This is a genomic window from Tabrizicola sp. (assembly GCF_016793705.1).
In the GTDB taxonomy this organism is placed as follows: Bacteria; Pseudomonadota; Alphaproteobacteria; order Rhodobacterales; family Rhodobacteraceae; genus Tabrizicola.
Genome location: NZ_JAEULO010000021.1, coordinates 59,111 through 81,063 on the forward strand (window position 1 = coordinate 59,111; position 21,953 = coordinate 81,063).

At 67.4% G+C, this 21,953-nt stretch carries 23 protein-coding genes; 10 read left to right on the plus strand and 13 right to left on the minus strand.

From position 1 onward, the window contains the following. Window positions 1–9 precede the first annotated feature (9 nt). Window positions 10–1,104 (plus strand): alpha/beta fold hydrolase, encoded by a 1,095-nt coding sequence (locus tag JNJ68_RS03615; RefSeq protein ID WP_294979063.1) that lies wholly within the window; start codon window positions 10–12, stop codon window positions 1,102–1,104. A gap of 3 nt (window positions 1,105–1,107) precedes the next feature. Here JNJ68_RS03615 and JNJ68_RS03620 read toward each other — a convergent pair whose 3' ends face one another. Genes JNJ68_RS03620 through JNJ68_RS03630 form a run of 3 tightly spaced genes read right to left on the minus strand, consistent with a single transcriptional unit; the run spans window position 1,108 to window position 3,392 of the window. After that, on the minus strand, window positions 1,108–1,692 hold the full coding sequence (locus tag JNJ68_RS03620) for a Smr/MutS family protein (protein WP_294979065.1): 585 nt from the start codon (window positions 1,690–1,692) through the stop codon (window positions 1,108–1,110). 5 nt (window positions 1,693–1,697) lie between these two features. Then, entirely contained in the window at window positions 1,698–2,723 is a 1,026-nt protein-coding gene (locus JNJ68_RS03625; protein ID WP_294979067.1) for a murein transglycosylase A, read from the minus strand. Between the two features lie 9 nt (window positions 2,724–2,732). Beyond that, a complete protein-coding gene (locus tag JNJ68_RS03630; RefSeq protein ID WP_294979069.1) occupies window positions 2,733–3,392 on the minus strand; it encodes a Tim44/TimA family putative adaptor protein in 660 nt (219 codons plus the stop codon). 114 nt (window positions 3,393–3,506) lie between these two features. Here JNJ68_RS03630 and JNJ68_RS03635 point away from each other — a divergent pair, with 114 nt between their 5' ends. After that, a complete protein-coding gene (locus JNJ68_RS03635) occupies window positions 3,507–3,935 on the plus strand; it encodes an FxsA family protein (RefSeq protein WP_294979071.1) in 429 nt (142 codons plus the stop codon). A 35-nt stretch (window positions 3,936–3,970) separates the two neighbouring features. Here the strand turns inward: JNJ68_RS03635 and JNJ68_RS03640 are convergent, their stop codons facing one another. After that, window positions 3,971–5,842 carry an AI-2E family transporter gene (locus tag JNJ68_RS03640; protein ID WP_294979072.1) on the minus strand — a complete coding sequence of 624 codons (1,872 nt, stop codon included), beginning with the start codon at window positions 5,840–5,842 and terminating at the stop codon, window positions 3,971–3,973. 126 nt (window positions 5,843–5,968) lie between these two features. Between JNJ68_RS03640 and JNJ68_RS03645 the strand changes: the two genes are divergently transcribed. Beyond that, the gene (locus JNJ68_RS03645) at window positions 5,969–6,442 is read left to right on the plus strand and encodes a hypothetical protein (RefSeq protein ID WP_294979074.1); all 474 of its coding nucleotides are present in this window, start codon (window positions 5,969–5,971) and stop codon (window positions 6,440–6,442) included. Window positions 6,443–6,548: 106 nt separating this feature from the next. Here the strand turns inward: JNJ68_RS03645 and JNJ68_RS03650 are convergent, their stop codons facing one another. Then, window positions 6,549–6,710 (minus strand): DUF1328 domain-containing protein, encoded by a 162-nt coding sequence (locus JNJ68_RS03650; protein WP_294979076.1) that lies wholly within the window; start codon window positions 6,708–6,710, stop codon window positions 6,549–6,551. 243 nt (window positions 6,711–6,953) lie between these two features. Here JNJ68_RS03650 and JNJ68_RS03655 point away from each other — a divergent pair, with 243 nt between their 5' ends. The 3 genes from JNJ68_RS03655 to JNJ68_RS03665 are packed head-to-tail and all read left to right on the plus strand — an operon-like array spanning window position 6,954 to window position 8,840. Further along, window positions 6,954–7,520 carry a hypothetical protein gene (locus tag JNJ68_RS03655; RefSeq protein ID WP_294979077.1) on the plus strand — a complete coding sequence of 189 codons (567 nt, stop codon included), beginning with the start codon at window positions 6,954–6,956 and terminating at the stop codon, window positions 7,518–7,520. 32 nt (window positions 7,521–7,552) lie between these two features. Further along, entirely contained in the window at window positions 7,553–7,942 is a 390-nt protein-coding gene (locus JNJ68_RS03660) for a phage holin family protein (RefSeq protein WP_294979078.1), read from the plus strand. Beyond that, window positions 7,935–8,840: a DUF3618 domain-containing protein gene (locus tag JNJ68_RS03665; protein ID WP_294979079.1), complete on the plus strand. Its 906-nt coding sequence runs from the start codon at window positions 7,935–7,937 to the stop codon at window positions 8,838–8,840. The genes JNJ68_RS03660 and JNJ68_RS03665 overlap by 8 nt, the downstream gene beginning before the upstream one ends. 35 nt (window positions 8,841–8,875) lie before the next feature. On the opposite strand, the gene JNJ68_RS03670 is transcribed toward JNJ68_RS03665, so the two are convergent. Genes JNJ68_RS03670 through JNJ68_RS03680 form a run of 3 tightly spaced genes read right to left on the minus strand, consistent with a single transcriptional unit; the run spans window position 8,876 to window position 11,423 of the window. Then, the gene (locus JNJ68_RS03670) at window positions 8,876–10,534 is read right to left on the minus strand and encodes a sensor histidine kinase (protein WP_294979081.1); all 1,659 of its coding nucleotides are present in this window, start codon (window positions 10,532–10,534) and stop codon (window positions 8,876–8,878) included. A 41-nt stretch (window positions 10,535–10,575) separates the two neighbouring features. Next, entirely contained in the window at window positions 10,576–11,151 is a 576-nt protein-coding gene (locus tag JNJ68_RS03675; RefSeq protein WP_294979084.1) for an RNA polymerase sigma factor, read from the minus strand. After that, complete coding sequence (locus JNJ68_RS03680) at window positions 11,148–11,423, minus strand: NepR family anti-sigma factor (RefSeq protein WP_363165326.1); 276 nt, start codon at window positions 11,421–11,423, stop codon at window positions 11,148–11,150. Before JNJ68_RS03680 ends, JNJ68_RS03675 begins: the two co-directional genes overlap by 4 nt. A gap of 63 nt (window positions 11,424–11,486) precedes the next feature. Between JNJ68_RS03680 and JNJ68_RS03685 the strand changes: the two genes are divergently transcribed. The 3 genes from JNJ68_RS03685 (at window position 11,487) to JNJ68_RS03695 (ending at window position 14,865) form a co-directional block, all read left to right on the plus strand. Continuing rightward, window positions 11,487–12,296 carry a response regulator gene (locus JNJ68_RS03685; RefSeq protein WP_294979086.1) on the plus strand — a complete coding sequence of 270 codons (810 nt, stop codon included), beginning with the start codon at window positions 11,487–11,489 and terminating at the stop codon, window positions 12,294–12,296. 18 nt (window positions 12,297–12,314) lie between these two features. Beyond that, window positions 12,315–13,895, plus strand: coding sequence for a phospholipase D-like domain-containing protein (locus JNJ68_RS03690; protein ID WP_294979089.1), 1,581 nt, complete (start codon window positions 12,315–12,317; stop codon window positions 13,893–13,895). Between the two features lie 103 nt (window positions 13,896–13,998). After that, complete coding sequence (locus JNJ68_RS03695) at window positions 13,999–14,865, plus strand: PRC-barrel domain-containing protein (RefSeq protein WP_294979091.1); 867 nt, start codon at window positions 13,999–14,001, stop codon at window positions 14,863–14,865. Window positions 14,866–14,941: 76 nt separating this feature from the next. On the opposite strand, the gene JNJ68_RS03700 is transcribed toward JNJ68_RS03695, so the two are convergent. Then, window positions 14,942–16,582, minus strand: a complete 1,641-nt coding sequence (locus JNJ68_RS03700; RefSeq protein ID WP_294979093.1) for a CHASE domain-containing protein — start codon at window positions 16,580–16,582, stop codon at window positions 14,942–14,944. A 27-nt stretch (window positions 16,583–16,609) separates the two neighbouring features. After that, window positions 16,610–17,344, minus strand: coding sequence for a Crp/Fnr family transcriptional regulator (locus tag JNJ68_RS03705; RefSeq protein ID WP_294979096.1), 735 nt, complete (start codon window positions 17,342–17,344; stop codon window positions 16,610–16,612). A gap of 56 nt (window positions 17,345–17,400) precedes the next feature. Between JNJ68_RS03705 and JNJ68_RS03710 the strand changes: the two genes are divergently transcribed. Beyond that, window positions 17,401–17,790, plus strand: coding sequence for a hypothetical protein (locus JNJ68_RS03710; protein ID WP_294979098.1), 390 nt, complete (start codon window positions 17,401–17,403; stop codon window positions 17,788–17,790). Between the two features lie 9 nt (window positions 17,791–17,799). On the opposite strand, the gene JNJ68_RS03715 is transcribed toward JNJ68_RS03710, so the two are convergent. From JNJ68_RS03715 to JNJ68_RS03725, 3 genes are read right to left on the minus strand one after another with little or no spacing between them, the layout of a single operon-like run. After that, window positions 17,800–19,338, minus strand: coding sequence for an indolepyruvate oxidoreductase subunit beta family protein (locus tag JNJ68_RS03715; RefSeq protein ID WP_294979100.1), 1,539 nt, complete (start codon window positions 19,336–19,338; stop codon window positions 17,800–17,802). Beyond that, the gene (locus JNJ68_RS03720; RefSeq protein ID WP_294979103.1) at window positions 19,335–21,482 is read right to left on the minus strand and encodes an indolepyruvate ferredoxin oxidoreductase subunit alpha; all 2,148 of its coding nucleotides are present in this window, start codon (window positions 21,480–21,482) and stop codon (window positions 19,335–19,337) included. Before JNJ68_RS03720 ends, JNJ68_RS03715 begins: the two co-directional genes overlap by 4 nt. Before the next feature lie 3 nt (window positions 21,483–21,485). Beyond that, window positions 21,486–21,950 carry a MarR family winged helix-turn-helix transcriptional regulator gene (locus tag JNJ68_RS03725; protein ID WP_294979106.1) on the minus strand — a complete coding sequence of 155 codons (465 nt, stop codon included), beginning with the start codon at window positions 21,948–21,950 and terminating at the stop codon, window positions 21,486–21,488. Window positions 21,951–21,953: the final 3 nt, after the last annotated feature.

Genomic DNA, 21,953 nt, shown 5'->3' on the forward strand with positions numbered 1-21,953 from the left:
GAGAGGCGCGTGCGCAAGCTGATGATCGTTCTGGTTCTGGCAGGTTGCGCGGCGCGGGGGGATTTCACCATGGCGCCCGCGGGGCTGGCCGGGGGCACGCCGGAGACGATCTTCGTCGGCACCACGCGGATGAAGGACGGCGAGGTCTATGCCTTCGGCCGGTCGGGCGAGCCCGCCTTCCTGCGCTATGACATCGCGATCCCGCCGGAGCGGGAGCCAGGCGAGGTGAACTGGCCGCCGAGATCGCGGAAGCCGGACGGCAAGCGCGATTTCCTGACGCTGGACCAGCGCAACTTCGGTTCGGCGGACGAGTTCAGCGCGGCCTTGCGGGCGGCGATGAAACTGCGGGACCAGAAGGACGCGGTGGTCTATGTCCACGGGTTCAACAACACCATGGCCGAGGGCGTCTACCGCGTGGCGCAGATGCATCACGACCTGCAGGTACCGGGGGTGGCGGTGCATTACGCCTGGCCGTCGCGCGGGTCGGCGCTGGGTTATGTCTATGACCGCGATTCGGTGATGTTCGGACGGTCGGGCTTCGTCACGCTCCTGGACGAGGTGGAGGATGCCGGGGCGAAGGACATCATCATCGTGGCGCATTCGATGGGGGCTTTCCTGACGATGGAAGGCCTAAGGCAGATGGTGCTGAAGGACGGGCCGGGCGCGCTGGCCCGGATCAAGGGGGTGGTGCTGATCGCGCCCGATCTGGACCTCGACGTGTTCCGGGCGCAGGCGAAGGACATCGGCACCCTGCCGCAGCCCTTCGTGATCTTCGGCAGTTCCCGCGACCGGGTGCTGAACATCTCGGCGACCCTGTCGGGGACGGGGGACCGGCTGGGCAACATCGACAGCGTGGAGAAGATCGCCGACCTGAACGTGATCTACCTGGATACCGCGGCCTACAGCACCGGGACGGGGCACCTGAACCTGGGCGAGAACCCGGCGCTGCTGAAGCTGTTCGGGGGGCTGGTCGGGATTTCGGATGCGTTCACTGCCGACGCCCGGGCGCGGGTCGGGCTGCTGCCGGGTCTGGTGCTGACGGTGCGGAACGCGACCGAGATCGTTCTGACGCCGGTGGGCGCGATTGCAGAGGGGTCGCAATAGGCCCTAGCGCCTGCGCAGGTAGACGTAATACGCCCCGCCGCCGCCGTGTTTCAGGTGCGCCTCGCTGACCTGAAGGACTGCGGGGCCGAGGGGCGGCAGGTGCAGCCAGTGCGGGACCTGGTGTCGGAGCGCGCCCATGCGCTGCGGGATCGGGCCGGTATCCTCGCGGCGTTTGCCCTTGCCGGTGATGACGAGGACAAGGCGCAGCCCGGCGGAATGGGCGTTCAGGATGAAGCGGGTGAGTTCGGGATGCGCTTCGGCAAGCGTCATGCCGTGCAGGTCGATCCGCGCCTCGGGCTGCAACTTGCCGCGGGTCATCTTCGCATGGGTTCCGGCGTCCATCCTTAGCGGGGCCTGGCCGAGAAGGTCGGGCAGGGTGGGGGAGAGGTCGCGCTGTTCCGGTTTGCGGTGCTTTTCGCCAAGGAGGAAAGGCGAGAGGCGGGGTTTCGCATGGGCGAGCGGCGGCGGTTCGGGAGCGGACGGCGGGTCCGGCAGGTGCAGCTTCTGGCTGTGCATGGGCCGCGCGGTGCGGGCGACGGTGCGCCAGAGGTCAGCTTCCTCGGGCGTGAGGTGTCGGCGGCGGGCCATCGCGGTCAGTTGTCTTCCAGCATCGCGAAGGCGCGGTCGATGGGGAGAAACAGGACCATGCGGCCACCATCCTTGACAGTGCCCGCAGCATCCCCCGCAGCCGCGCCGGTGCCATAGAAGATGTCGGCGCGCTGCATCCCCTTGATCGCGCCGCCGGTGTCCTGTGCGACCATCAGGCTGCGGATCGGGCGCTTGCCGTCTTTTTCGATCCAGACCGGGGCGCCGAGCGGGGTGAACTTCGGGTCGATGGCGATGGAGCGCAGCGTGGTGATCGACCGGCCCATGGCGCCGATGGGGCCGTCCTGGGGCCTGAGCGTGCCGATCTTGCGGAAGAAGACGTAGGAGGGGTTGGTGTCGAGAAGGTCGCGGCCCGAGCCGGGATTCGAACGGACGTAGTTGGCGATCTCCGGAGCGGAGACCTGGTCGAGGGTATGGGTGCCACGGCGGACCATTTCCTGCCCGACGGAGCGGTAGGCATGGCCGTTCTTCCCGGCGTAGCCGACGCGGATCACGGTGCCGTCCGTCATGCGGATGCGGCCGGAACCCTGGACCTGCAGGAAGTAGACATCGACGGGATCGTCGAGCCAGGCGAGCTCGAGGCCCCGGCCTGCGATGGCCCCGGCGTCGATGGCCGAGCGGCTGTGGTAGACCATGCCCTCCTGCAACTCGGGCGGACGGCGGTAGATCGGATATCTGAAGCGACCGCTGCGGGTGGGGGAACCCTCCAGCTCGGGCTCGAAATAGCCGGTGAAGAGCGCGGGGGGAGTGCCCACGACGACGGGCTTGAAGAACAGCTCGAAGAAGCTGCGGGCCGAGGCGTCGTCCTTCGGAACATCGGCGGCCATGGCGCAGATCGGCTGCCAGTCGGGCGCCTCGATCAGGTCGCAGGTGTTCAGGAAGCTTTGCAGGGCCTCGACGTGATTGTCGTCGCGCCAACCATCCAGTGCTTCAAAATCAAGGACTTCGGCGGACAGGGGCGCGGCGGCCATCAGGGCTGCCGGAAGGGCGAGGATGCGAAGCGCGCGGCGCATCCCAAGGGATCATTCGCCAGTGGCGACGAGTTGCCAGTTCGGATCATCCGATCCCATCTGGCGGGCAAAAGTCCAGATGTCGCGGGTCTTCTTGACCTCGCGCGGGGAGCCTTCGACGACCTCGCCGGCCTTGTTGCGGACGACATAGGTCTGATCGGCGACGAAACGCACGGCGATCTCGCCGAAGCGGCTGTCGGGAGTGAAAGTGGCATCGTGCAGGACCAGTTCCTTGATGCCGAGGAAGCTGGCCTCGACCGTCAATCCGTTGCGCTCGCGCTCGCCGATGGCTTCGGCGAAGCTGGCTTCGACATCATCCGAAAGGAAGGGCCGGATGCGGTCAAGCTCGCCCTTCTCGAAAGCCATCAGGATCATCTCATAGGCGCCGCGGGCGCCTTGCAGGAAGGGACCGACGGCAAAGCCGGGCTCGGCCTTCTTCATTTCGGCCAGGGCGCGGGCGGCGTCGGAGCCCTCGGTGACGTGGTCGGTGATGTCACGGTCCGGACCGCCCTCGATCACCTCGAAGTCGCGACGCAGGCGTGGACGGACCTCGTCCAGCGGGATCGGCGGCTTTTCGAAACCGTCGCGGGTGCCGAGGACAGACCGCAGCTTGAGGATCAGGAAGATCGCGATCCCGGCAAGGACGAGGAGCTGGATCAGGGACCCGTTCATGGATGACCTCTGGTCTGGGGTGGTTCCGTTTGAATTGGCACGGCTTGCCCCTATGTAGGGTGGGGTCGCGGCGAAGTCTACCACGCGGCGGCAAGGAATGGGGGAAGAACGGCGATGTGGATCGTGTTGGGACTGCTGGCATGGCCGCTGGTCGAGATCGCCCTGTTCGTGACGCTGGGCGCGAAGCTGGGCCTGTGGCTGACGCTGGCCTGGGTGCTGCTGACCGGGATGCTGGGGGTGATGCTGCTGAAGAGCCTGGCGCTTGGTGGGCGCGAGACGCTGCGCCGGGGATTCCAGGAGGGGCTGCACGACCCGCTGTCACCGCTCGCGCAGCGGGCGCTGGTGGGGGTGGCGGCGGTGCTGCTGATCCTGCCGGGGTTCTTCACCGATACGCTGGGGCTGATCCTGCTGCTGCCGCCGGTCCGGGCGGTGATCATCAGGATTCTGGGAAACCGGATGCGGGGCGTCGTGGTGCTGCACCGGGGCCGGGGGTTCGAGGAGGACCCCTATGAGCACAGGTCCGTAGACGACCGGCTGGAGTGAGGCGGCAGCGGCGGGATCGGCTGTGATGCACAGGCTCAGGCGGCGGCTGTCTTGCCGAAAGCCTGGGCGAACAGGTCTTCCATCCCCTGCGCTAAAAAGTCGGCGCTTCCTGTGCGGCGGGTTCCGGATGCAGCGGTGTCGGGGGTGTCGGGGGTCGACGCATCGACGGCAGGGGTCGCCGACCATTGCGCGACCCCGATCTTCACTCCGGCCAGCCGTCGGCGCAATTGCCGGACCTGCAAGGCGACCGTCGCGGCCTGAGTGCTGCCAAGCGTCACGATCACCAGCGCTTCCGGCTTGAGGCCGCCGAGCGCGCGGGGCAGCGCGGCGCGCAGGGGCAGGGCCGCGACCTCGGCCCCTTCGGCGCGCAGGGCCTGGGCGACCATCTGCGCGGCGGCGTCCTCAAGCTGGGTCTGCGAGCCCATCACCGCGATCCGGCGGCCCAGTCCGTCAAGGATGCCGTTGGCCACGAGCGAGGTCTCCTCCGGGTCCTCCGGGGTCTCGGCGCCGAGGGTCAGTTCCTCCTCGACCACGGATTCAAGCTCTTCGGTGATGGTCCAGGCCGCGTTGGCGATGCGGTGTGACTGGTAGTCGGACAGAAGCCCGGCCTCATGGTCGGCATCGGCCAGCGCAAGCGCCGGGATCGCGGTCTTGTCGTAGTATTCCGCAAGATAGCGCTTCGCCGTGGTCTCGGCTGCAGACTGGGTGAACTCGAAGGACCGTCCGACCAGCAGACGGTCATAGAGCCGGGCGCTTTCGGCAAGCACCGGCTGGTCGCCGAACATGATCGGGAAAAGCCGCAGGCTGGGGACGTGGTGGCCGATGACGACGAGGCAGACGGTCAGCGGCGTGGCGATGATCAGCCCCATCGGCCCCCAGAGCCAGGTCCAGAACATCGCCGAGACGATGACGGCCAGGGGCGAGACCCCGGTGCGCTGGCCGTAGAACCAGGGCTCGATGATGTTCGAGGTGGTGAACTCGACCACGGCGAACAGGACTCCGGTCCAGATCACCAGCGACCAGTCGGGCGAGACGGCGAAGGCCATCAGCAAGGGCAGGATCGCCGAGATGGCCGAGCCGATATAGGGCACGAAGCGCATGACCAGGGTGACGAGGCCGAAGAAGAGCGCGTTCGGCACGCCGATCAGCCAGAGGCCAAGCCAGATCGGCACGGCATAGATCACGTTCACGACCAACTGGGCGAGGAGATAGGTCGATACCCGGGCCCCCGCATCGGCCAGAAGGCGCGAGGTCGCAAGGATGTTCGACCCGCCGATCAGCTGCACCAGCCGGTCGCGCAGGGTGGCGCGTTCGAGAAGGGCGAAGATCACCACCACGAAGACGATGCCGAAGATCCCGACGGGGGCGAGGGCGGGAAGGATGACGCCGTTCAGCCAGTCCATCAGCCCCGTCCGCTCGACCACCTCGACCTTCATGGTCTGGCTCTCGGCTCCGGCGGTCTCGGCTTCGAGACGCTTGGAGATGTCGTCGACCATGCCTTGCAGGTGCGCGACGATCCTGTTGTCGGTTCCCGCATCGAGAATTCCGTCGATCTTGCTCAGGACGTTGCCCTGATACTGCGGCAGCTTCATCCCGATCTGGCTGAACTGGTAGGCGAGGATCAGGACGAAGGCCGCCACCAGTGCCCCTGCGGAGATGACCGTCAGGATCACCGCAGGCATGTCGCGCAGGCCTCGCCGACGGAGAGCGTTGACGACCGGCGTCAGCACGAAGGCGATCAGCATCCCGAGCACGAGCGGCAGGAACAGGTCCTTCGCGACATAGAGGATGGCACAGACCAGGGTGATGGTCCCAAGCGTGGTCAGCGTGACGATGGAACGACCGCTTTCGACCGGAGAACTGCCCCGGTCGCGCCGCAGAGTCGCGGCCTCGTCGATGTCTGGCATGATCTTCCCCTCGTTGCGCCTGGGCTGCAAACGTGCGGGCGGGGAACCGGTTCCCGATTCAGGCGTTGGCAGGGGCTGGTGTCCGGGCCGAGTGCCGGGACCGCCTGTTCCCCTGGGAGGATCGCGATGGCTGACCGCAAGCTTGTCCTGCTGAACGATCTGGCGCTGCAAGTGAAGCCGGAAACGGTAAAGCCGGGAGATGCGGCGCGAATCTTCGTGGCGGGGAACAACCTGGTGCGGATGACGCTGGCCGAGCTGGCGCTTCCGGGGGCAGAGATGGTCTGGACCGATTTCCGGCACAGCGCCTCGCTGGGCGCATTGCAGGCCGCGGTGCAGGCCGCGGGCGGGTTGGACCGCCTGGTGCTGGCGGTGGATGGCGAGCATGGCGAGGCGGCGTTCTCGATCATGTGCGCGGTGCTGACGCTGCTGCCGCCCTTGCGCCGTCGCCAGACCTCGGAGATCGAGCTGATCTGCCTGCCGGGGAAGGCTGCGGCGTCGCTGATGCAGTTCGTGGACCGCATCCGACCGCAACTGGCCAGTCGCGGGGTGGGCGTCTCGCTGGAGATGCTGGCAGAGCCGGTGGACCGCAGCCTGGCCTGAGGGCCGTTGTTTTCCGGTGTCTTGAACAAGAAAAAAGGGCTGCAACCGGTGTTGCAGCCCAGTCTAAGGATGACGGCAGGGAAGGACCGCTCCTTGGGGACGTGGATCAGCGGCTGACGGCGCCGCGAAGCAGGGAAACGAGGAAGAGGATCAGGAAGATGACGAACAGCACCTGCGCGATTCCGGCGGAGGTGCCGGCGATGCCCCCGAAGCCAAGGACACCGGCGATGATCGCGATGACGAGGAATGTGACGGCCCAACCGAGCATGGGATTTCTCCTTCTGAGTCCGGCCCGAGGACGGGCCCTGTGGATTTGATCTGGCCTGTCAACCACGCCCGACCGGGAGCGGTTCCGCCGAAGCGTCGGTTTTTTTTGCGGGACGGCGCCGAAGCAGAGCGCAGAGACCCCGGGTGAGGGAACCGGAGAAGCCGGTGCGCATTGTATCGGGTGAGCGGGGGATCGGGCCGGTGGCCTGCCCTCGAAGGGGATTTCCCAGTCAGGAGAGATGCAATGAACGCGAGCTACAAGGAAACGGCGAAGGAAACGGTGAAGTCGGTTTCGGCTACGGCCAGGCAGACTGCCGCCGATGCGGTCGAGACTGCGCGCGACATGGCTGGCGAGGCGAAGGATGTGGCGACGGATACGCTGGCCGAGAGTCAGTCTCGGCTGGGCGGCGCGCTGCGCAAGGCGCAGGACACGGCGCAGGATGCTGGCGAGGCGATCGTGGCGGGGGCCGGAGCGACGCTGGCCTCTGTCCGCGACGTGGCGGTGGAGAAGGCCGATGCGGCTCGGGAAAGCCTGTCGGATGTTGGTGATCGGCTGGCTGCGACCTTGCAGCGCGCTTCGGACGATCCGGATGGGGACGAGCTGAAGTCGCGGATGCTGGGTTCGGTCGCAAAAGGCCTGACGACGGCGTCGGATGCGCTGCGGCAGAAGTCGGTGACTGACCTGACCGCCGACATCAGGACGCTGGCACGGAAGCATCCTGGCGCCTTCATGGCGGCGGCGGCCGTGGTCGGCTTCGCGGCGGCGCGCTTCATGCGTTCGTCCAGCGAGCGCCGGGAGCCGCGCGTCTGATGACCGGGCGGCGCGAAGAGGGGGAAGCAGGGATGATGTCCCTGCTCTCCGACGTGGCCACCGGGGTCGGTCGTCTGGTGCAGGGCGAGCTTCGGCTGGCGCGGACGGAGGCGACCGAGGGCCTGAAGGCTGCCGGATCCGGCCTGGTGAAGATCGGCGTCGCGGCGATCATCGGTCTGGTCGGGTTGAACCTGCTGGCCGGAGCGGCGGTGGCCGCGCTGGCGGCGACGGGCCTTGGCCCGGCCTGGTCGGCCCTGCTGGTGGGTGCGGCCCTGTGTCTGCTGGCCCTGGGTCTTGCGCTTGCCGGGCGGGCGGCGCTGCGGCTGCGCGGCATCTGGCCCGAGCGCGCGCTGCGCGGCCTAAGGCGCGATGCCGAGGCGGTGCAGCAGGGGTTGAACGGAACGGAGGCGCGTCATGTCTGACTTTGCCAAGCACGATATCGAGCGGTCGCTGGAACGCGACCGGGTGGCCCTGGCGCAATCCCTGGCCGCACTGCACGACCGGCTGCGCCCGTCGAACCTGATGGCCGAGGGCAAGGAGGCGCTGGTCGCCCAGGCCTCGCCGCTTCTTGACCGGCTGGACGGGGCGGTGCGGGCACAGCCGCTGGTGGCCGCAGCCGCCGGAGTGGCGCTGGCCGCGCTGATCTTCGGGCGGAAGCGGGCCAATGACGCGGAAACGGCGGGGACGGTGCCGGCGATGGCGGGAACCAAGTTCGAGGCGCTGACCCGCTGGGAAGACGAGGGCGGCCCGCCCGCGCCAGAGCCCGTGGACCCGGACGACGACTGGCTGAGTGAGGCGCAGGGCCTGCGTGATACGGCACAATCCTTGCTGGCGCAGATCGACGAGGCAGCCCGCCGTGGGCTGGCACCGGCGGCGAAACTGGCGAAGCACCGGGCCGAAGTTCTGGCGGCGCTGGCGGCGGAGACGAAGGTGGCGCTTGGCAAGGGCCTCGGCTCGCTGTCGGGCGCGGCGCGCGACCAGGCCTTGCAGGCGCGCGAGCGGATCTACCTCAGCCGGATCGCGATGGCGGAAAAGGGCCGCGAGACCGTGGACGCCAACCCGTTGGCGGTCGGCGCGGCGCTGGCGCTGGCGGGGGCGGCAGTGGCCTGCCTTTTCCCGCGGACCGAGGCCGAAGATCGGCTTCTGGGCGAGACGCGGGACCAGCTTGCGACGGACCTGAAGGCGCTGGCCAAGCGCGAGGCGGTGAAGGCGAGCGCCTTCGGCTCGACGCTGAAGGATGCGCTGAAGACCGACCTGAAACATGCCGCGCAGCTGTTCACGCCGCCCGATGCGGATGAAAGGCCCGCGCGGCCCCACTGAGACCGATCAACCGGCCCTTCGGGGCCGGTTTTCATTCAGGTGCCCTTCGGCCGCGGGAAGACCAGCTCGACCGTTGCGCGCCCATCATCTATGTGGATGCTGACCGTGCCAAACAGTTGCGCCGCGAATTGACGCATCATGCGTTGCGGCAGGGCCAGCAACCCGTCGGTCGTCTCGGGTCGAAACTGCGGCACGACCGGACCTCCGATCCGCAGCCGGATGATGCTGTCGGATTCGGTCAGGTCCACGGTCACGGCATCGCGGCCAAGCCCCGGCAGCGAAAAATAGCAGCCCACCGCCTCGGCGAGGGCGAGGGCCAGCGGGACGGCGGCCTGCGCCTCCATCCTGATCGGTTGCAGCCGCTTGGTCGCAACGCCCAGCGCGACGCCGTGGATTTCCTTCAGGCGCTTGACCACGTTCAGAAGCACGACGTCGATCGCCACGTCGCGCTGCCCGGACAGGGTATAGAGGCTGGTATGGGTGGACGACAGCGCGATCACCCGGTTGATCAGCCCGTCCAGCACCGCCCGCAGCTTGGGGTCCGAAGCCTCGCGCCGGTACATCCGCATGATCGAGGCGATGATTTGCAGGCTGTTGCCGCTGCGGTGGTTGACCTCGCGGATCAAGAGGTCCTTGTCGACCAGGAGGTTCTGCAAATCGGCCTCTTCCTGCTCGATGGTGCGGATCAGGCCTTCGTAGGCGGCGTGCAGGCGCCGGATCTCGGTCGGGGCGCCGGAAAGCTCGGGGATCATCAGGCGCTGCCTTGTCGAGACGTAGCTGCCCATCGTGCGCGCCAGCGCGCGGACATGGCGGACAACGAGGCGGCTGGAGGCGAAGCCGGCGACGGCCAGCGCGGCGATCCAGGTCAGGACGGGGAGGAGGTAGGGCGTGAAGGCGCTGGCCTGCTGCAAGTAGCTCATCGCGTTGCGCCGCCAGATCGAGAGCAGGTAGAGGTCATCGGTGACGCTGACCACCGACAGGATGCGCCGACCGCTGCCGTCGTCGTCGAGATAGGTCGGGTGGTTGGCGATCCGTGACAGGTCCATCAGATCGACCGAGACCGGGATCATCCGGTCCGGAGGAGCATCGGGATCGGAGGACAGAAGCAGGGTTCCGTCAGACAGGAAGGTGGCCAGATAGTCGGGCCGCCAGAGCGTGAGGGAATCCGAATATTCATTCGGCGCGATGGAGGTGTAGGACAGCGAGATGGCGACGACACCGGACTGAACGCCAGACTGGTCGAAGACGGGATGGCTGACCCCGATGACGGCGGTACCGGAGACTGGCCCATGCGGGTTGTAGGTGACACGGGGCTGGGGTTTCTCGATCAGGGTCTGGAAGCGCGGCTCGTCCTTGAAGTCGTAGACCCGCCCGTTCGAGGAGCAGGTCATGAGCCCAGAAAGCGGGATATAGGCCACCAGGGTCGCCTGAGGGAGTTCGCGGGCCAGGGCGGTGACCCGTTCCACGCAATCGGGGCCGGGAGAGGGTGCGCTCGACAAGACCGAGGCGAGAACCCGGACTGAAATCTGGGCTTCCTTGATGACGTCGATCTGGCTGCGCACCGCTTGCAGCGCCGCTCCGCCAACGCCTGCCAGTGTGGTCGCGTCGACCTGGCCAAGCGCATCGCGGGTCTGGACGACGGACAGCACCCCAAGCGGCATCAGCGCCAGCATGAGGGTGGACCCCAGCCGCACCCCAAGGCTGCTGGCCGACAGACGGGACCTTAGCCTGCCGATCAAAACCCGCCTGTGGCCGACCGAAGCACGACCGCCTGCGTTGCGCCATCCGTTCCCGAGAACATGTCCTCTCCGTCTTCAAGGTGCAAAAGCTCGGCCAGACGCTTGCGGGCGCGGCTGGCGCGGCTTTTGACGGTGCCGATCGCGACCCCCATCATGCCGGCCGCCTCTTCGCAGGAAAAGCCCGAAGCGCCGACCAGGATCAGGACCTCGCGATGCTCGGGGCTGAGCGCGTCGAAGGCCTTCTGGAATTCCTGAAGCGCCAGGCGACCGTCATGCGCTGGCTTCACCGAGAGCGTCGCCGCGTGGATGCCCTCGCTGTCCTGCACCTCGCGGCGCGTCTTGCGCAGCGAGGAGTAGAAGGTATTGCGCAGGATGGTGAAGAGCCAGGCGTCGAGATTGGTGGCGGGATCGAACCTGTCGATGTTGGACCAGGCCTTGAGAATGGTATCCTGCACCAGGTCGTCGGCCCGGGAAACGTCACGCGCCAGGCTGATCGCGAAGGCTCGCAGCTTCGGGATCGCCCCGGCAAGCCGGTCACGCGGATCGGGATAGGCGGGGGCCGAGGCGGTCATTCCGTGCGGCCCGTTCCTGGCTTGTCCTTGTCCCTGAGCTGGGCAAGCAGGTCACGGAATCGATCCGGAAGCTCCTCATTCAAAGCGTCGGAATAGACACGCTTGAGGTTTTCGTCGATCTGCTCGCGTATGGCCTGCCGCTTCGGCGCGCTTTCGTTGTCCTTGCTGTCACTCTTCATGGTCTTTCCGTTCCCACCGGCATTGCCCGTAAACTCGTTTGTCAACGCATGGTTCCTGCAAATTTTCCGTTCGCGAAGATTTTTCTTCCGCATCGGGAACCGAACGCCGCAGGAGGCGTTTGGTTCCGAAACAACAGGTTCAACGAGAGGATAAATATGCTCGCTCAGGAAGCGGTCGACGATTCGGCGCTGGTTGCGCGTTATCTTCCCTATCTTCGTCGTTATGCCCGTGCCTTGACCGGCAACCAGACCAGCGGGGACCAGTATGCGGTGGCGGCGCTAGAGGCGATCGTCGCCGATCCGTCGGTCCTGCGCATCCATGCGAACCCCAAGGTTGCCCTCTTCGCGGTGTTCCACTCGATCTGGTCGACCTCGGGGGCCCCGGTGGCCGAGGCGGACGACAGGATGTCCGGCGCCGCGCAGGCCCATATGGCCGGGCTCACGCTGAACTCGCGCGAGGCGCTGCTCTTGAACACGGTCGAGGGGTTCGATCCTGCCGAGGTGGCGGCGATCATGGGCGTCGATGTGAATGAGGCGCAGCATCTGATCGACGTGGCGGTGCAGGAGATGGAGTTGTCGGTCCGCGGCTCGGTCCTGGTGATCGAGGACGAGGCGATCATCGCGATGGACATTGCGGCGATCGTCGAGGGCATGGGGCACCGGGTTACGTCGAACGCGCGCACCCATGCCGAGGCGGTGGACATGGCCGCGGCGGAACAGCCGGACCTGATCCTGGCCGATATCCAGCTGGCCGACAATTCCTCGGGCGTCGAGGCGGTGAACGAGATCCTGGCGCAGTTCGGCGCGATCCCGGTGATCTTCATCACCGCCTTCCCCGAGCGGCTCTTGACCGGCGACCGGCCGGAACCGGCCTTCCTGATCAACAAGCCCTATACCGAGGAGCAGGTGCGTTCGGCGGTGAGCCAGGCCATGTTCTTCTCGTCCACCGAAACGCTGAAGGCCTGACGCGCCGGGGGGCAGCCCATGGCACAGGCTGCGCTGAAGCCTGTCCCCGATGCGCCAGAGGTCGAGGTGCTGGTCACGGCAGCCGAAGCCTATCCGGCGCTGGAGCGGGCCTTCCTGTCGGCGCGGGCCGAGATCGTGGCGGGATTCCGGGTGTTCGACCTGAAGACCCGGCTGCGGTCGCCTGAGGCCTTGGCCATCGGGCAGAGCTGGTTCGACCTTTTGATCCACACCCTGCGCCGGGGGATCTCGATCCGCATCGTTCTGTCCGACTTCGATCCGGTGGCGCGACCCCGGCTGCACCGCGCGACCTGGCGGACGGTGCGGATGTTCTGGGCGGCGGCGGAACTGGCCGGGCCGGAGGCGCGGCTGGCGGTGGTGCCCTCGACCCATTCGGCGGTGGCGGGGATCTGGCCGCGGCTCTTGTTTTGGCCAGTGGTGCAGTCGCGACTGGCGCGGGTCTCGGGCTGGCTGCGGCGCCAGCTGGATGCACAGCGGATGGCGGCGCTGCGCGAGATGCCGGGGGTCCGGCGGATGCTGGCGGCGAAGGATGCAGTGCCCCGGCCGCGCCTTCTTGCAGTGCCGCCGCTGTTTCCGGCGACGCATCACCAGAAGCTCGCGGTCTTCGACGGGGAGACGGTCTATATCGGTGGCCTGGACCTGGACGAACGCTTCTACGACACGCCGGAGCACCGGCTGCCGGGGCATGAGACCTGGCACGACGTGCAGCTGATGATCCGGGGGGCGGTTGCCGGGGACGCCCGGACGCATCTGGCGCGGTTTCTGGGGATCATCGAGGGAAGCACCGAAGCCGATCCCCCCGCGCCCGCGCGGGAAGGGCTGCGCTTCGTCCGCACCCTGTCGCGGCGGCGGAGGCGCGGGGCCTGGCGGTTCATCTCTCCCGAACCAGTGGTGCATGAGATCGAGGCCGCACATGCAGAGTGGATCGCCCAAGCCGAGGGTCTGATCTACATCGAGACGCAGTATTTCCGCAGCCGCCGGATGGCACGGCGGCTGGCCAAGGCGGCGCGGGAAAGGCCGGGACTGAAGATGATCCTGATCCTGCCCGCGGCACCGGACGACGTGGCCTTCGAAGGCGCGACGGGGCTGGACGCGCGGTTGGGCGAGTTCCTCCAGGCGAAATGCCTGCGCATCCTGCGCCGGGGGTTCGGGCGGCGGCTTTTCGTCGGCGGAGCGGCGCAGCCGAGGCGGACGCGGGCCAGGGGGCGGGCGCAGCTGAAGGGCGCGCCGCTGGTCTATATCCATGCCAAGGTCAGCATCTTCGACGACCGGGCGGCCATCGTCTCGTCGGCCAACCTGAACGGCCGGTCGCTGCGCTGGGATACCGAGGCGGGGGTGGTGATGACCGCCCCGCAGGACGTGGCGGCGTTGCGGCGGCGGCTGATGGCGCATTGGCTGCCCGATGGCGCGGGGGCGGATTTCTTCGATCCAAGCCGGGCGATGCAGGCCTGGTGGGGGCTGGCGGCGCGGAATGCGCGGCTGCCGCCGGACAGGCGGCGCGGGTTCCTTCTGCCCTACAACCTGCGGTCGGCGGAAGATTTCGGCCGGGCCTTCCCGCTGGTTCCCGACGAGATGGTCTGAGCGGACCGGCGGCTGGAACAATTCACCCGGCGCCCTGTTGTCCGACCACAGGCGATGTCGACCCGATGTCGCACCATCCCGAATGGCAATACAGGAGAGTCTCGTGAAACCCATCCATCTTACCACCGCCTTGGTGGCCTGCCTTGCGCTGCCTGCACTGGCACAGGACGCCGCTTCCCCGTTCCAGACCGAACCGATGGGGCCTTCGATATCGGCCACGGACGTGATCGGCGCGCGCATCTATGTGAGCGAGGCCGAAGTCGATGCCGACGCCTACAACGGGGTCCAGCAGGGTTGGAACGATATCGGCGAAGTGAACGACATCATCCTTGGGCGAGACGGCACGGTGGATGCCGTGCTGGTCGACATCGGCGGCTTCCTGGGGATGGGTGAACGGCAGGTCGCGGTGGACATGGCGGCGCTGAGGGTCGTCCAGGATGACGCAACCGATGCCGACGACTGGTTCCTGGTCCTGCAGACCGACCGCGCAACGCTGGAAGGCGCGCCCGAATACGTGATCCCCGGCATGGCAACCGATGCAGCTGCGAGCACCGACCCGGCGGCGGCTGATCCCGCGGCAACCGATGCTGCGATGGCCGACCCGGCCGCCACCGCCACCACGGACACCCCCGCCGCAACGGATGGCATGTCGGCCGACGGCGCGATGACGCTGCCCGAAGGCTATGCCGCCGTCGACCAGACCGCGCTGACCGCCGAGTTGCTGACCGGGGCGGATGTGCGCGACAGCACCGATGCCTCGATCGCCGAGGTTCAGGATCTGGTGCTGACCACCGAGGGCCAGGTCACCGACGTGGTGCTGGACGTGGGCGGCTTCCTGGGTATCGGCGCCAAGCGCGTGGCCATCCCGATGGACCGCTTGACCGTGGCGCAGGGTGAAGGTGGCGCGGTTCGCCTGTGGGTCAACATGACCAAGCAGGAACTGGAAGCCCTGCCTGAATACCAGATGTGAGGTCGACCGGGTTCGGGACCCACACCCGAAAGCACGCCGGGGTCCGCGCCGAAGGATCGGCGCGGGCCGTTCCTTGTCAGCGGCGCCTTGCCGGATTCAGGGCGGCGTTCAGCGGAAACGAGATGCGGATGCTGAGCCCGTCGGGGCGAAACACCTTCTCGATGGTGCCGGACAACTCGCCGCGCAAGCTGGCCTCGATCAGGCGAGAGCCAAAGCCCGCCGCCTCCGTTGCAGCTGCGACCTTCGCCTGTTCGACCCAGTCCAGATCGAGGCTCGGCGGCTGGGTGCCGGTCGCGGGCCGGACGGTCCAGGAAATCTTCAGCCCGGACCCGTTCGCCGACAGGCCCCCGTATTTCATCGCATTGGTGACAAGCTCATGCGCCACCATGGCAAAGGCATGCGCCTGGCGTTCATCCAGCCGGACAGCCGGGCCGTCGACCAGATGCGCGACTTCCCCGGCATCCAGGCTTTGCCGGAGTTCCGCGACCAGGACGGCGCGCAGCTCGGCCTCGGCCACCGCCGTTCCGGCAAGGACCTCCTGCACGGCGGCCATGGCCTGGAGCCGCGCGTCGAAGGCCGTGGTGAAGGCTTTCACGTCGGTGGCGCCCCGGGCGCTTTGCCGGGCGATGGACTGGATGCGGGCGATGTGGTTCTTGATCCGGTGCTTCATCTCTTGCAGCAGCAGTGCACGATATTCCGATTCACGCGCCACCGCCGCCGCGACGGCACGCGCCTGCATCGCCTCGTTCTGGCGGGCGGCAACCGCGTAGGCGGCAGCCGCCGCAAACATGAGGAAGGTCAGGCCCAGAAGCACGGTGTTCAGATAGCGGACCTCGCCGATCTGCGTCTCGTCGCCCACAAGATCGAACCGCCATTGTCGCCCGAAGATCTGGACGCTGCGACTGGTCTGCATCAGCCCGGTCTGGCCAGGCGGAACGCCGTCGAACAGCGGCAGGTCCACCGCGCCGGTGTCGATGATGCGCAGCGAGACGGGCAGTGGCGGGCCGACCGCCAGAGCGGCCCGGATCAGGTCGTCGCCCCGGAACGGTGCATAGACGAAACCGGTCAGCGGGGTCCTGCGGGTGCCTTCCGGCTGGCCGACGGCCAGGAACGGGAGATAGACCAGAAAGCCGGTCTGCTTGTCGCTGGTGATTTCCTGCACCAGTTCGACCGGGCCGCTCATCTGCGCCTCGCCGCTGGCGATGGCGTGGTCCATCGCGGAACGGCGGGTCGGGTCGGCATACATGTCGAAGCCCAGCGCCGCCGTGTTGCGCGCGTTGGCGGGTTCGAGAAGCACGATCGGCGTCCGCCAGGTTTCGTGCGTGGCAGGCCGGATCGCCACCTCGATTCCGTAGTGCTTGCGAATCTCGTGGATCGCCCTGTCCGCGTCCTCGGTGGCAAGCATCCGGGCAAAACCGATGCCCTGCACGCCGGACAGTTCGTCGACGATATCGACCGAAGAGAGAAAGCGCACGAATTCGTCGCGGGCGATGCCGTCGCGCGCGGCCGACAGCAATCCGCGGGCCGCACGCAGCACGACGACATGCTGCTGCAAACGGGTGACGACACGATCGACCGCCAGATCGGCCACGCGTGCGAATTCGGCGGTGAGGCGGCGCTCGCCGAGGGAATGGATGGCGAAGGTCATCGCCATCCCGGGCAGGATCGCCAGCAGGAAGACGAACTTCGGAAGATGCCGGCTGATCAGTGCCCGCAAGACGGCACCCTGCGGCGAGACCGGCGATTACAGGATGGGTCGCACATCATCCCTGTCCATATCGAGATGTGCCAGCAGGGAAAGCCCGGCGTGATCGTGCATCACCAGGCGCCGCGCGGAGATTTCGGCCAGCTTCGCCTGCCGCAGGGCGACGATCCGGCGGTTGGTGTGGACGATGGAGAGGCCGAGCGCATCGGCAAGGTCCTGCTGGCGGAACGGGAAGGGCACCGCGCCATGACGCTCCATGCCCAGCGCGACCAGACGCCGCCAGATGCGCACCAGGGCCCAGGCCACCCGTTCGGTGGCGTCGCGCTGGCCCAGGGTGGCGATGGTCTCGCCCAGGAAATGCTGTTCGACGGCGGCCATCCAGGTCACGTCATAGGCACGTTCGGGCTGCTTGACGAAAAGGTTCCAGATCCGGCCGCGCGGAAAGGTGCACAGCGTCATGTCGGTGACGGCGGTGATGCTGTGCCGCGCCTCGCCCATCAGGCCGGAATGCAGGCCGACAAGGTCGCCGGGGAAAACAAAGTTGATGACCTGCCGCCGCCCGTCTTCCAGCAGAAGCGAACGCACCGCCATGCCGGAAAGCACGGTTTGCAGGACCGGCGACTTCTGGCCCTGCGACATGACATCCTGGCCCTGCGGCACGTCGATCTCGCCGGACTTGAAGCGCCGCATGAAGGCAATCTCCTCCTTCGACAGCGGCACGAAAAGCGGCTTGCGGCGCAGGGGACAGTCCAGGCAATCCGTCACAACCGACATGCGGGTTTCCTTGCCAACTTATCACAGGTTAATGCGCCGATCCTGATACTGTTCCATTGCTCGACGTCTCGGTCAATTGCGCAAGGAGCGCCTGGGTGTCGGAATACTATGTGATCGGGCCGCAGCAGATCGTGGTGCAGGACCTTGCTGACGCGATCAGGGCTCATGATCGGGTAGCGGTCGTCAGGGTATTCCATCGCAACGAGGACCTGCTGGCGGCATTGGCGAAGACACGCCCGACGGCGGTCATACTGCATCGTGAACCGGCGGAATTTGCCGGAACGGCGCTTGGCCGCGCGCTGGCAGCGGACGGCATTCCCCATGGCTTTCTGAGCGCCGATGAGGGGGCGGGCGGCCCGGCAATCCTGGTGTCGCCCTTCACCGAAGCAACGGTGTCGGCGTTTCTGCAAGGCCTGCTGGCGGGCATCCCGCGCGCAGACGGCTGATCCCGGTGGTTACAGGAAACTGCGGATCGTCGCGATGGCGCCGTCCAGTGCCTTGCCTTCCTCATCCCTCAGCGCGGCCTCGCGCAGCCTTGCGGCCCAGAGGGCGGCATCATCGCGGTCCTTGACCAGGGCGATGGCGGCGAGGACGCGGTCGAACTTGGACAGGCCGCGGGCGTGAGTGTCGGAGTAGCCCTTGACCAGTCGGCGGCAGCGGATGACCTCCACCGCGAGGTCGTAGTTCTGCGGAAGGTAGGCAAGGGCGGTGGCGAGCCAAGCCTCACGGTGGGCCGTCTCGGTTGCGTGGCGCAGGGATTTGAGCCGCCAGCCTTTCAACCCGCCAAGCACATGCAGCATCAGGAAGCCGCGAAGGCTGTCGGTGCGCAGGCGGCGGCCCTTGTTGAACAGCCGGTCGACCAGCGCCATCCGGCGCGGGTTCGCCGCCCAGCGCGCACCCATCCGGGCGGGGAGAAGGGAGACCAGTTCCTCGGCCCTGGGGTGGAGGAATTCGGTGACGTGGAGGAGGTGCTTGTCCTGCGCCCCCATCTCCCCGGCGATGCGGCTCATCCGGGTGGCGCGGGTCTTCTCGTTCGCAACGCGGATGATGTCGTCATAGGCCATCGCGTTGGCGAGGTGTTTCGCCGCTTCGCGGGTCAGGGCGAAGGGGGCGCGGTCCTGCGTGAGGACCTGGTCGAGACGATCGAGATAGGCACGGCCATAGGCAATGTCCTGGAAGTCGACCACCTTGCGCAGGCCGGGGCGCGCCAGCTCGGCAACTGGCGCAGGCAATCGGTCGACACGGGCGGTCAGCGTTGCCCATTCGGCGAGCAGGCGGGCGGGACCCTTCGGGGCATCGCCGGATGCGACGGATTTGGAGGGCACGAGCTGGGCCGCGCCGGTCCGGGCGGCCTCGTATCCCGCAGCGAAGGCTTTCAGCGAGGGCTCGACCCCCTTGCCGCCCTGGGCGATGGCGGCCTCAAAGGCCTCGCGCGGGAAGGGCAGCACTTCGGCGGCGGCCAGCGCGCCGAACAGGCTGGCGGAGATGACGGAACCCTGCGCGATGGCCAGCGCGTCGAAATCGGCGGCGATGAGGCGGCGGGCGGCGACCTCGGCGGCGGCCAGCACCTCGGCCCCATCGGCGATGCCGTCGCCGGGGACGGTCTTTTCGCTGACGGCGAGCGAGCGGTGGGTGGAGGTGATCAGCGTGGTGCGGTCGGGGGTGACGAAGCCGCGGATGATGGAGCGTCCGGCCTCCATCAACTCGGCGGTGATCATGATGTCCACGTCACCGGCCGAGGGCATCAGCGAGAAGACAGGGGTGCCTTTCGCGGCAGGGGCCATCTCGACATAGTAGACGGTCGCCCCGGTGCGCTGCGCGACCCCGGCGACGCTGGTGGCCTGCGCGGCGTAGCCGTTGGCGCGGGCGAGATCCTCGATCCAGCCGGTCAGCACGCCGCCGCCCTGCCCGCCGACGGCAAGGAGGGCGAGTTTGATGATTCCCTGGGTTGCGGGGTCGACGGGGCGGGGGTCGAGGCCGGGATGGACGGTCATTTGCCAACCCCAAACGTAAGGCGGCGGGCCTCGCGGCGGCGTTGCAGCGCGGCGATGATGCCGCTGCGGAAGCGGGCGAAGCTGCGTTCCCACCGGGTTGGGTTGTGGACCACATCGGCACGGTAGAACGAGGGGCAGAGGATCGCGGCATCGGCGACCTCGCCACAGTTGCCGCAGCCGACGCAGGACTGGTCGATGCTGGCGACGGGGTCGTCGCGCAGGGGGTCGTCCAGGCGTTTCAGCGACAGGGACGGGCAGCCGGACAGGCGGATGCAGGCATGGTCGCCGGTGCAGATGGATTCGTCCACGCCGAAGCGGGGGGCCTCGACCCGGCGGCCTTCCTTGATGGCCTTCTGGGTCAGCGGCTTCTCGCGGCGCTGCTTGTTCAACATGCACTCAGACGAGGCGACGATGACCTTGGGGCCTTTCACCGGCGTGGTCAGCGCCTCGCGGATCGTGTCGCGCATCTTCGCCACGTCATAGGTGCGGTCGATCTGGCGCACCCAGTCGATGCCGATGCCCTTCAGCGCCTTGGAGATCGGGTTCTTGGTCGCCTTCGACGCATTGTCGGCGCGGGAGGACATGACGTCCTGCCCCCCGGTCGCGGCGGAGTAGTAGTTGTCGACGATGATCGCCACGCCGTCGGACCTGTTGAAGGCCATGTTGGTGAAGCTGGAGGACAGGCCGTTGTGCCAGAACCCGCCGTCGCCGATGATCGCCACCGGGCGCTTCTCGCCCCCGCCGTCAAAGGCGCCGTTGGCAGCGGGGCCGAGGCCATAGCCCATCGTCGCACCACCGATCTCGAACGGGGGCAGGCTGGCGAAGAGGTGGCAGCCGATGTCGGCGGCGATCTGGTGCTTGCCAAGCTCCTTCTCCACCAGCTTCATCGCGGCGAAGATCGGGCGCTCCGGGCAGCCGGTGCAGAAGCCGGGCGGGCGGATCGGGACGGTCTTGGTCAGGTCGGGGATGGCCGGGCGGTCGGTGTTCGGCGCGCGGACCTGGGCGGAGAGCAGTCCGGGCGAGGCCTGTTTCAGGAAGCCCTCCACCGCGTCCAGCATCACGGCGCCGGTGTATTCTCCGGCCATCGGGAACAGGCCCTTGCCGTGCAGTTTCACCTGGCTTCCGGCGCGGTAGAGGAAGCTGCCGAGCTGGGTCTCGATGAATTCCGGCTGGCCTTCCTCGACCACCAGGATGTTGTCCTTGCCCTGGCAGAAGTCGAGAAACTCGGAGGAAATCAGCGGGTAGGCGACGTTCAGCACATAGATCGGCACCTCCGTCGCGCCGTAGATGTCGGCAAGGCCCAGCCGTTGCAGGGCACGGATCAACCCGTTGTACATGCCGCCCTGCACGACGATGCCGAGGGGCGCGTCCTTGGGGCCAAAGAATTCGTTCATCGCATGGTCGCGAATGAACTTCTCCGCGGCGGGCCAGCGGTTCTTCACCTTGTCCTGTTCATGGGCGTAGGACATCGGCGGCAGGACGACGCGGTTGAAATCGCTGCGGGGGTTGGACAATGCGTCCTTCACCGTCAGCTTCGGGCGCTGGTTGTCCCGCGCGGTGAAGCTGCCGGTGACATGACAGGACCGGATGCGGACCATCAGCATGACCGGGGTATTCGAGGCCTCGCTGAGGTCGAACCCGTCCGACACCGCCTTGACGATCGAGGGCAGGTTCGGCCGCGGGTCCAAGAGCCACATCTGCGCCTTCATCGCAAAGGGGTGGGTGCGTTCCTGCATGATGCTGGACCCCTCGCCGTAATCCTCGCCCACGATGACCAGCGCGCCGCCGGTCACGCCGGAGGAGGAGAGGTTCGCCAGCGCGTCCGAGGCGACGTTGACGCCGACCGGGCCCTTGAAGGTGACGGCGCCGCGGATCGGGTAGTGGACAGAGGCAGCCAGCATGGCGGCGGCGGCGGCCTCGTTGGCATTGGCCTCGTAGCGGACACCGAGGTCGGTGAGCAACTCCTCGGCATCGGCGAGGACGTCCATCAGATGAGAGATCGGCGCGCCCTGATAGCCGCCGACATAGCCCACGCCGGATTCGAGAAGCGCCTTGGTGATGGCAAGGATGCCTTCGCCGGTGAAGGTTTCCCCTTCGCCCAGCGTGAGGTCCTCGACTTGTGCCTTGAAGCTGCGTTCGGCCATGGCTCAGATCTCGTGCTTGCGGATGTTGAGCAGCATCTTCTGCAAGGTGGCGACGAAGGCCTGACGCTCGGCGGCAGGGACGCCCCGAAACATCCGCTCCTGCGCTGCGTGCATGGGCGGCCAGAGGTTCGCGAAGACGGCGCGGCCCGTGTCGGTGATGACGACACGGACGGCGCGGCTATCGCTGGCATCGGTCTCGCGACGGATCAGACCTTCGGCCTGCAACTGGTCAAGCGCGCGCGACAGGGTGGATTGTTCGGTCACGGTATAGACGGCGAGTTCCCCCACGAGGGGCGCGTCGACCACGGACAGCACGGCAAGGGCGCGGGCCTTCGGAGTGGTCAGGCCAAGCCCGGCCAGTTCCTCGCGAAACCCCGCGTTGTAGCGGCCCATGATCCGGTTCATCAGATAGGGCGCGAAGTTGGTCAGGCCGATCTCGGCCAGACCGCGCGGGGCCGCGCCGTCCATTGG

Excerpts from the sequence above, each read along its gene's own strand:
- JNJ68_RS03620 (WP_294979065.1), bottom strand. The coding sequence starts at position 1,692 with ATGGCCCGCCGCCGACACCTCACGCCCGAGGAAGCTGACCTCTGGCGC.
- JNJ68_RS03625 (WP_294979067.1), bottom strand. The coding sequence starts at position 2,723 with ATGCGCCGCGCGCTTCGCATCCTCGCCCTTCCGGCAGCCCTGATGGCC.
- JNJ68_RS03630 (WP_294979069.1), bottom strand. The coding sequence starts at position 3,392 with ATGAACGGGTCCCTGATCCAGCTCCTCGTCCTTGCCGGGATCGCGATC.
- JNJ68_RS03635 (WP_294979071.1), top strand. The coding sequence starts at position 3,507 with ATGTGGATCGTGTTGGGACTGCTGGCATGGCCGCTGGTCGAGATCGCC.
- JNJ68_RS03640 (WP_294979072.1), bottom strand. The coding sequence starts at position 5,842 with ATGCCAGACATCGACGAGGCCGCGACTCTGCGGCGCGACCGGGGCAGT.
- JNJ68_RS03645 (WP_294979074.1), top strand. The coding sequence starts at position 5,969 with ATGGCTGACCGCAAGCTTGTCCTGCTGAACGATCTGGCGCTGCAAGTG.
- JNJ68_RS03650 (WP_294979076.1), bottom strand. The coding sequence starts at position 6,710 with ATGCTCGGTTGGGCCGTCACATTCCTCGTCATCGCGATCATCGCCGGT.
- JNJ68_RS03655 (WP_294979077.1), top strand. The coding sequence starts at position 6,954 with ATGAACGCGAGCTACAAGGAAACGGCGAAGGAAACGGTGAAGTCGGTT.
- JNJ68_RS03660 (WP_294979078.1), top strand. The coding sequence starts at position 7,553 with ATGATGTCCCTGCTCTCCGACGTGGCCACCGGGGTCGGTCGTCTGGTG.
- JNJ68_RS03665 (WP_294979079.1), top strand. The coding sequence starts at position 7,935 with ATGTCTGACTTTGCCAAGCACGATATCGAGCGGTCGCTGGAACGCGAC.
- JNJ68_RS03675 (WP_294979084.1), bottom strand. The coding sequence starts at position 11,151 with ATGACCGCCTCGGCCCCCGCCTATCCCGATCCGCGTGACCGGCTTGCC.
- JNJ68_RS03680 (WP_363165326.1), bottom strand. The coding sequence starts at position 11,423 with ATGCGGAAGAAAAATCTTCGCGAACGGAAAATTTGCAGGAACCATGCG.
- JNJ68_RS03685 (WP_294979086.1), top strand. The coding sequence starts at position 11,487 with ATGCTCGCTCAGGAAGCGGTCGACGATTCGGCGCTGGTTGCGCGTTAT.
- JNJ68_RS03690 (WP_294979089.1), top strand. The coding sequence starts at position 12,315 with ATGGCACAGGCTGCGCTGAAGCCTGTCCCCGATGCGCCAGAGGTCGAG.
- JNJ68_RS03705 (WP_294979096.1), bottom strand. The coding sequence starts at position 17,344 with ATGTCGGTTGTGACGGATTGCCTGGACTGTCCCCTGCGCCGCAAGCCG.
- JNJ68_RS03715 (WP_294979100.1), bottom strand. The coding sequence starts at position 19,338 with ATGACCGTCCATCCCGGCCTCGACCCCCGCCCCGTCGACCCCGCAACC.
- JNJ68_RS03720 (WP_294979103.1), bottom strand. The coding sequence starts at position 21,482 with ATGGCCGAACGCAGCTTCAAGGCACAAGTCGAGGACCTCACGCTGGGC.
- JNJ68_RS03725 (WP_294979106.1), bottom strand. The coding sequence starts at position 21,950 with ATGGACGGCGCGGCCCCGCGCGGTCTGGCCGAGATCGGCCTGACCAAC.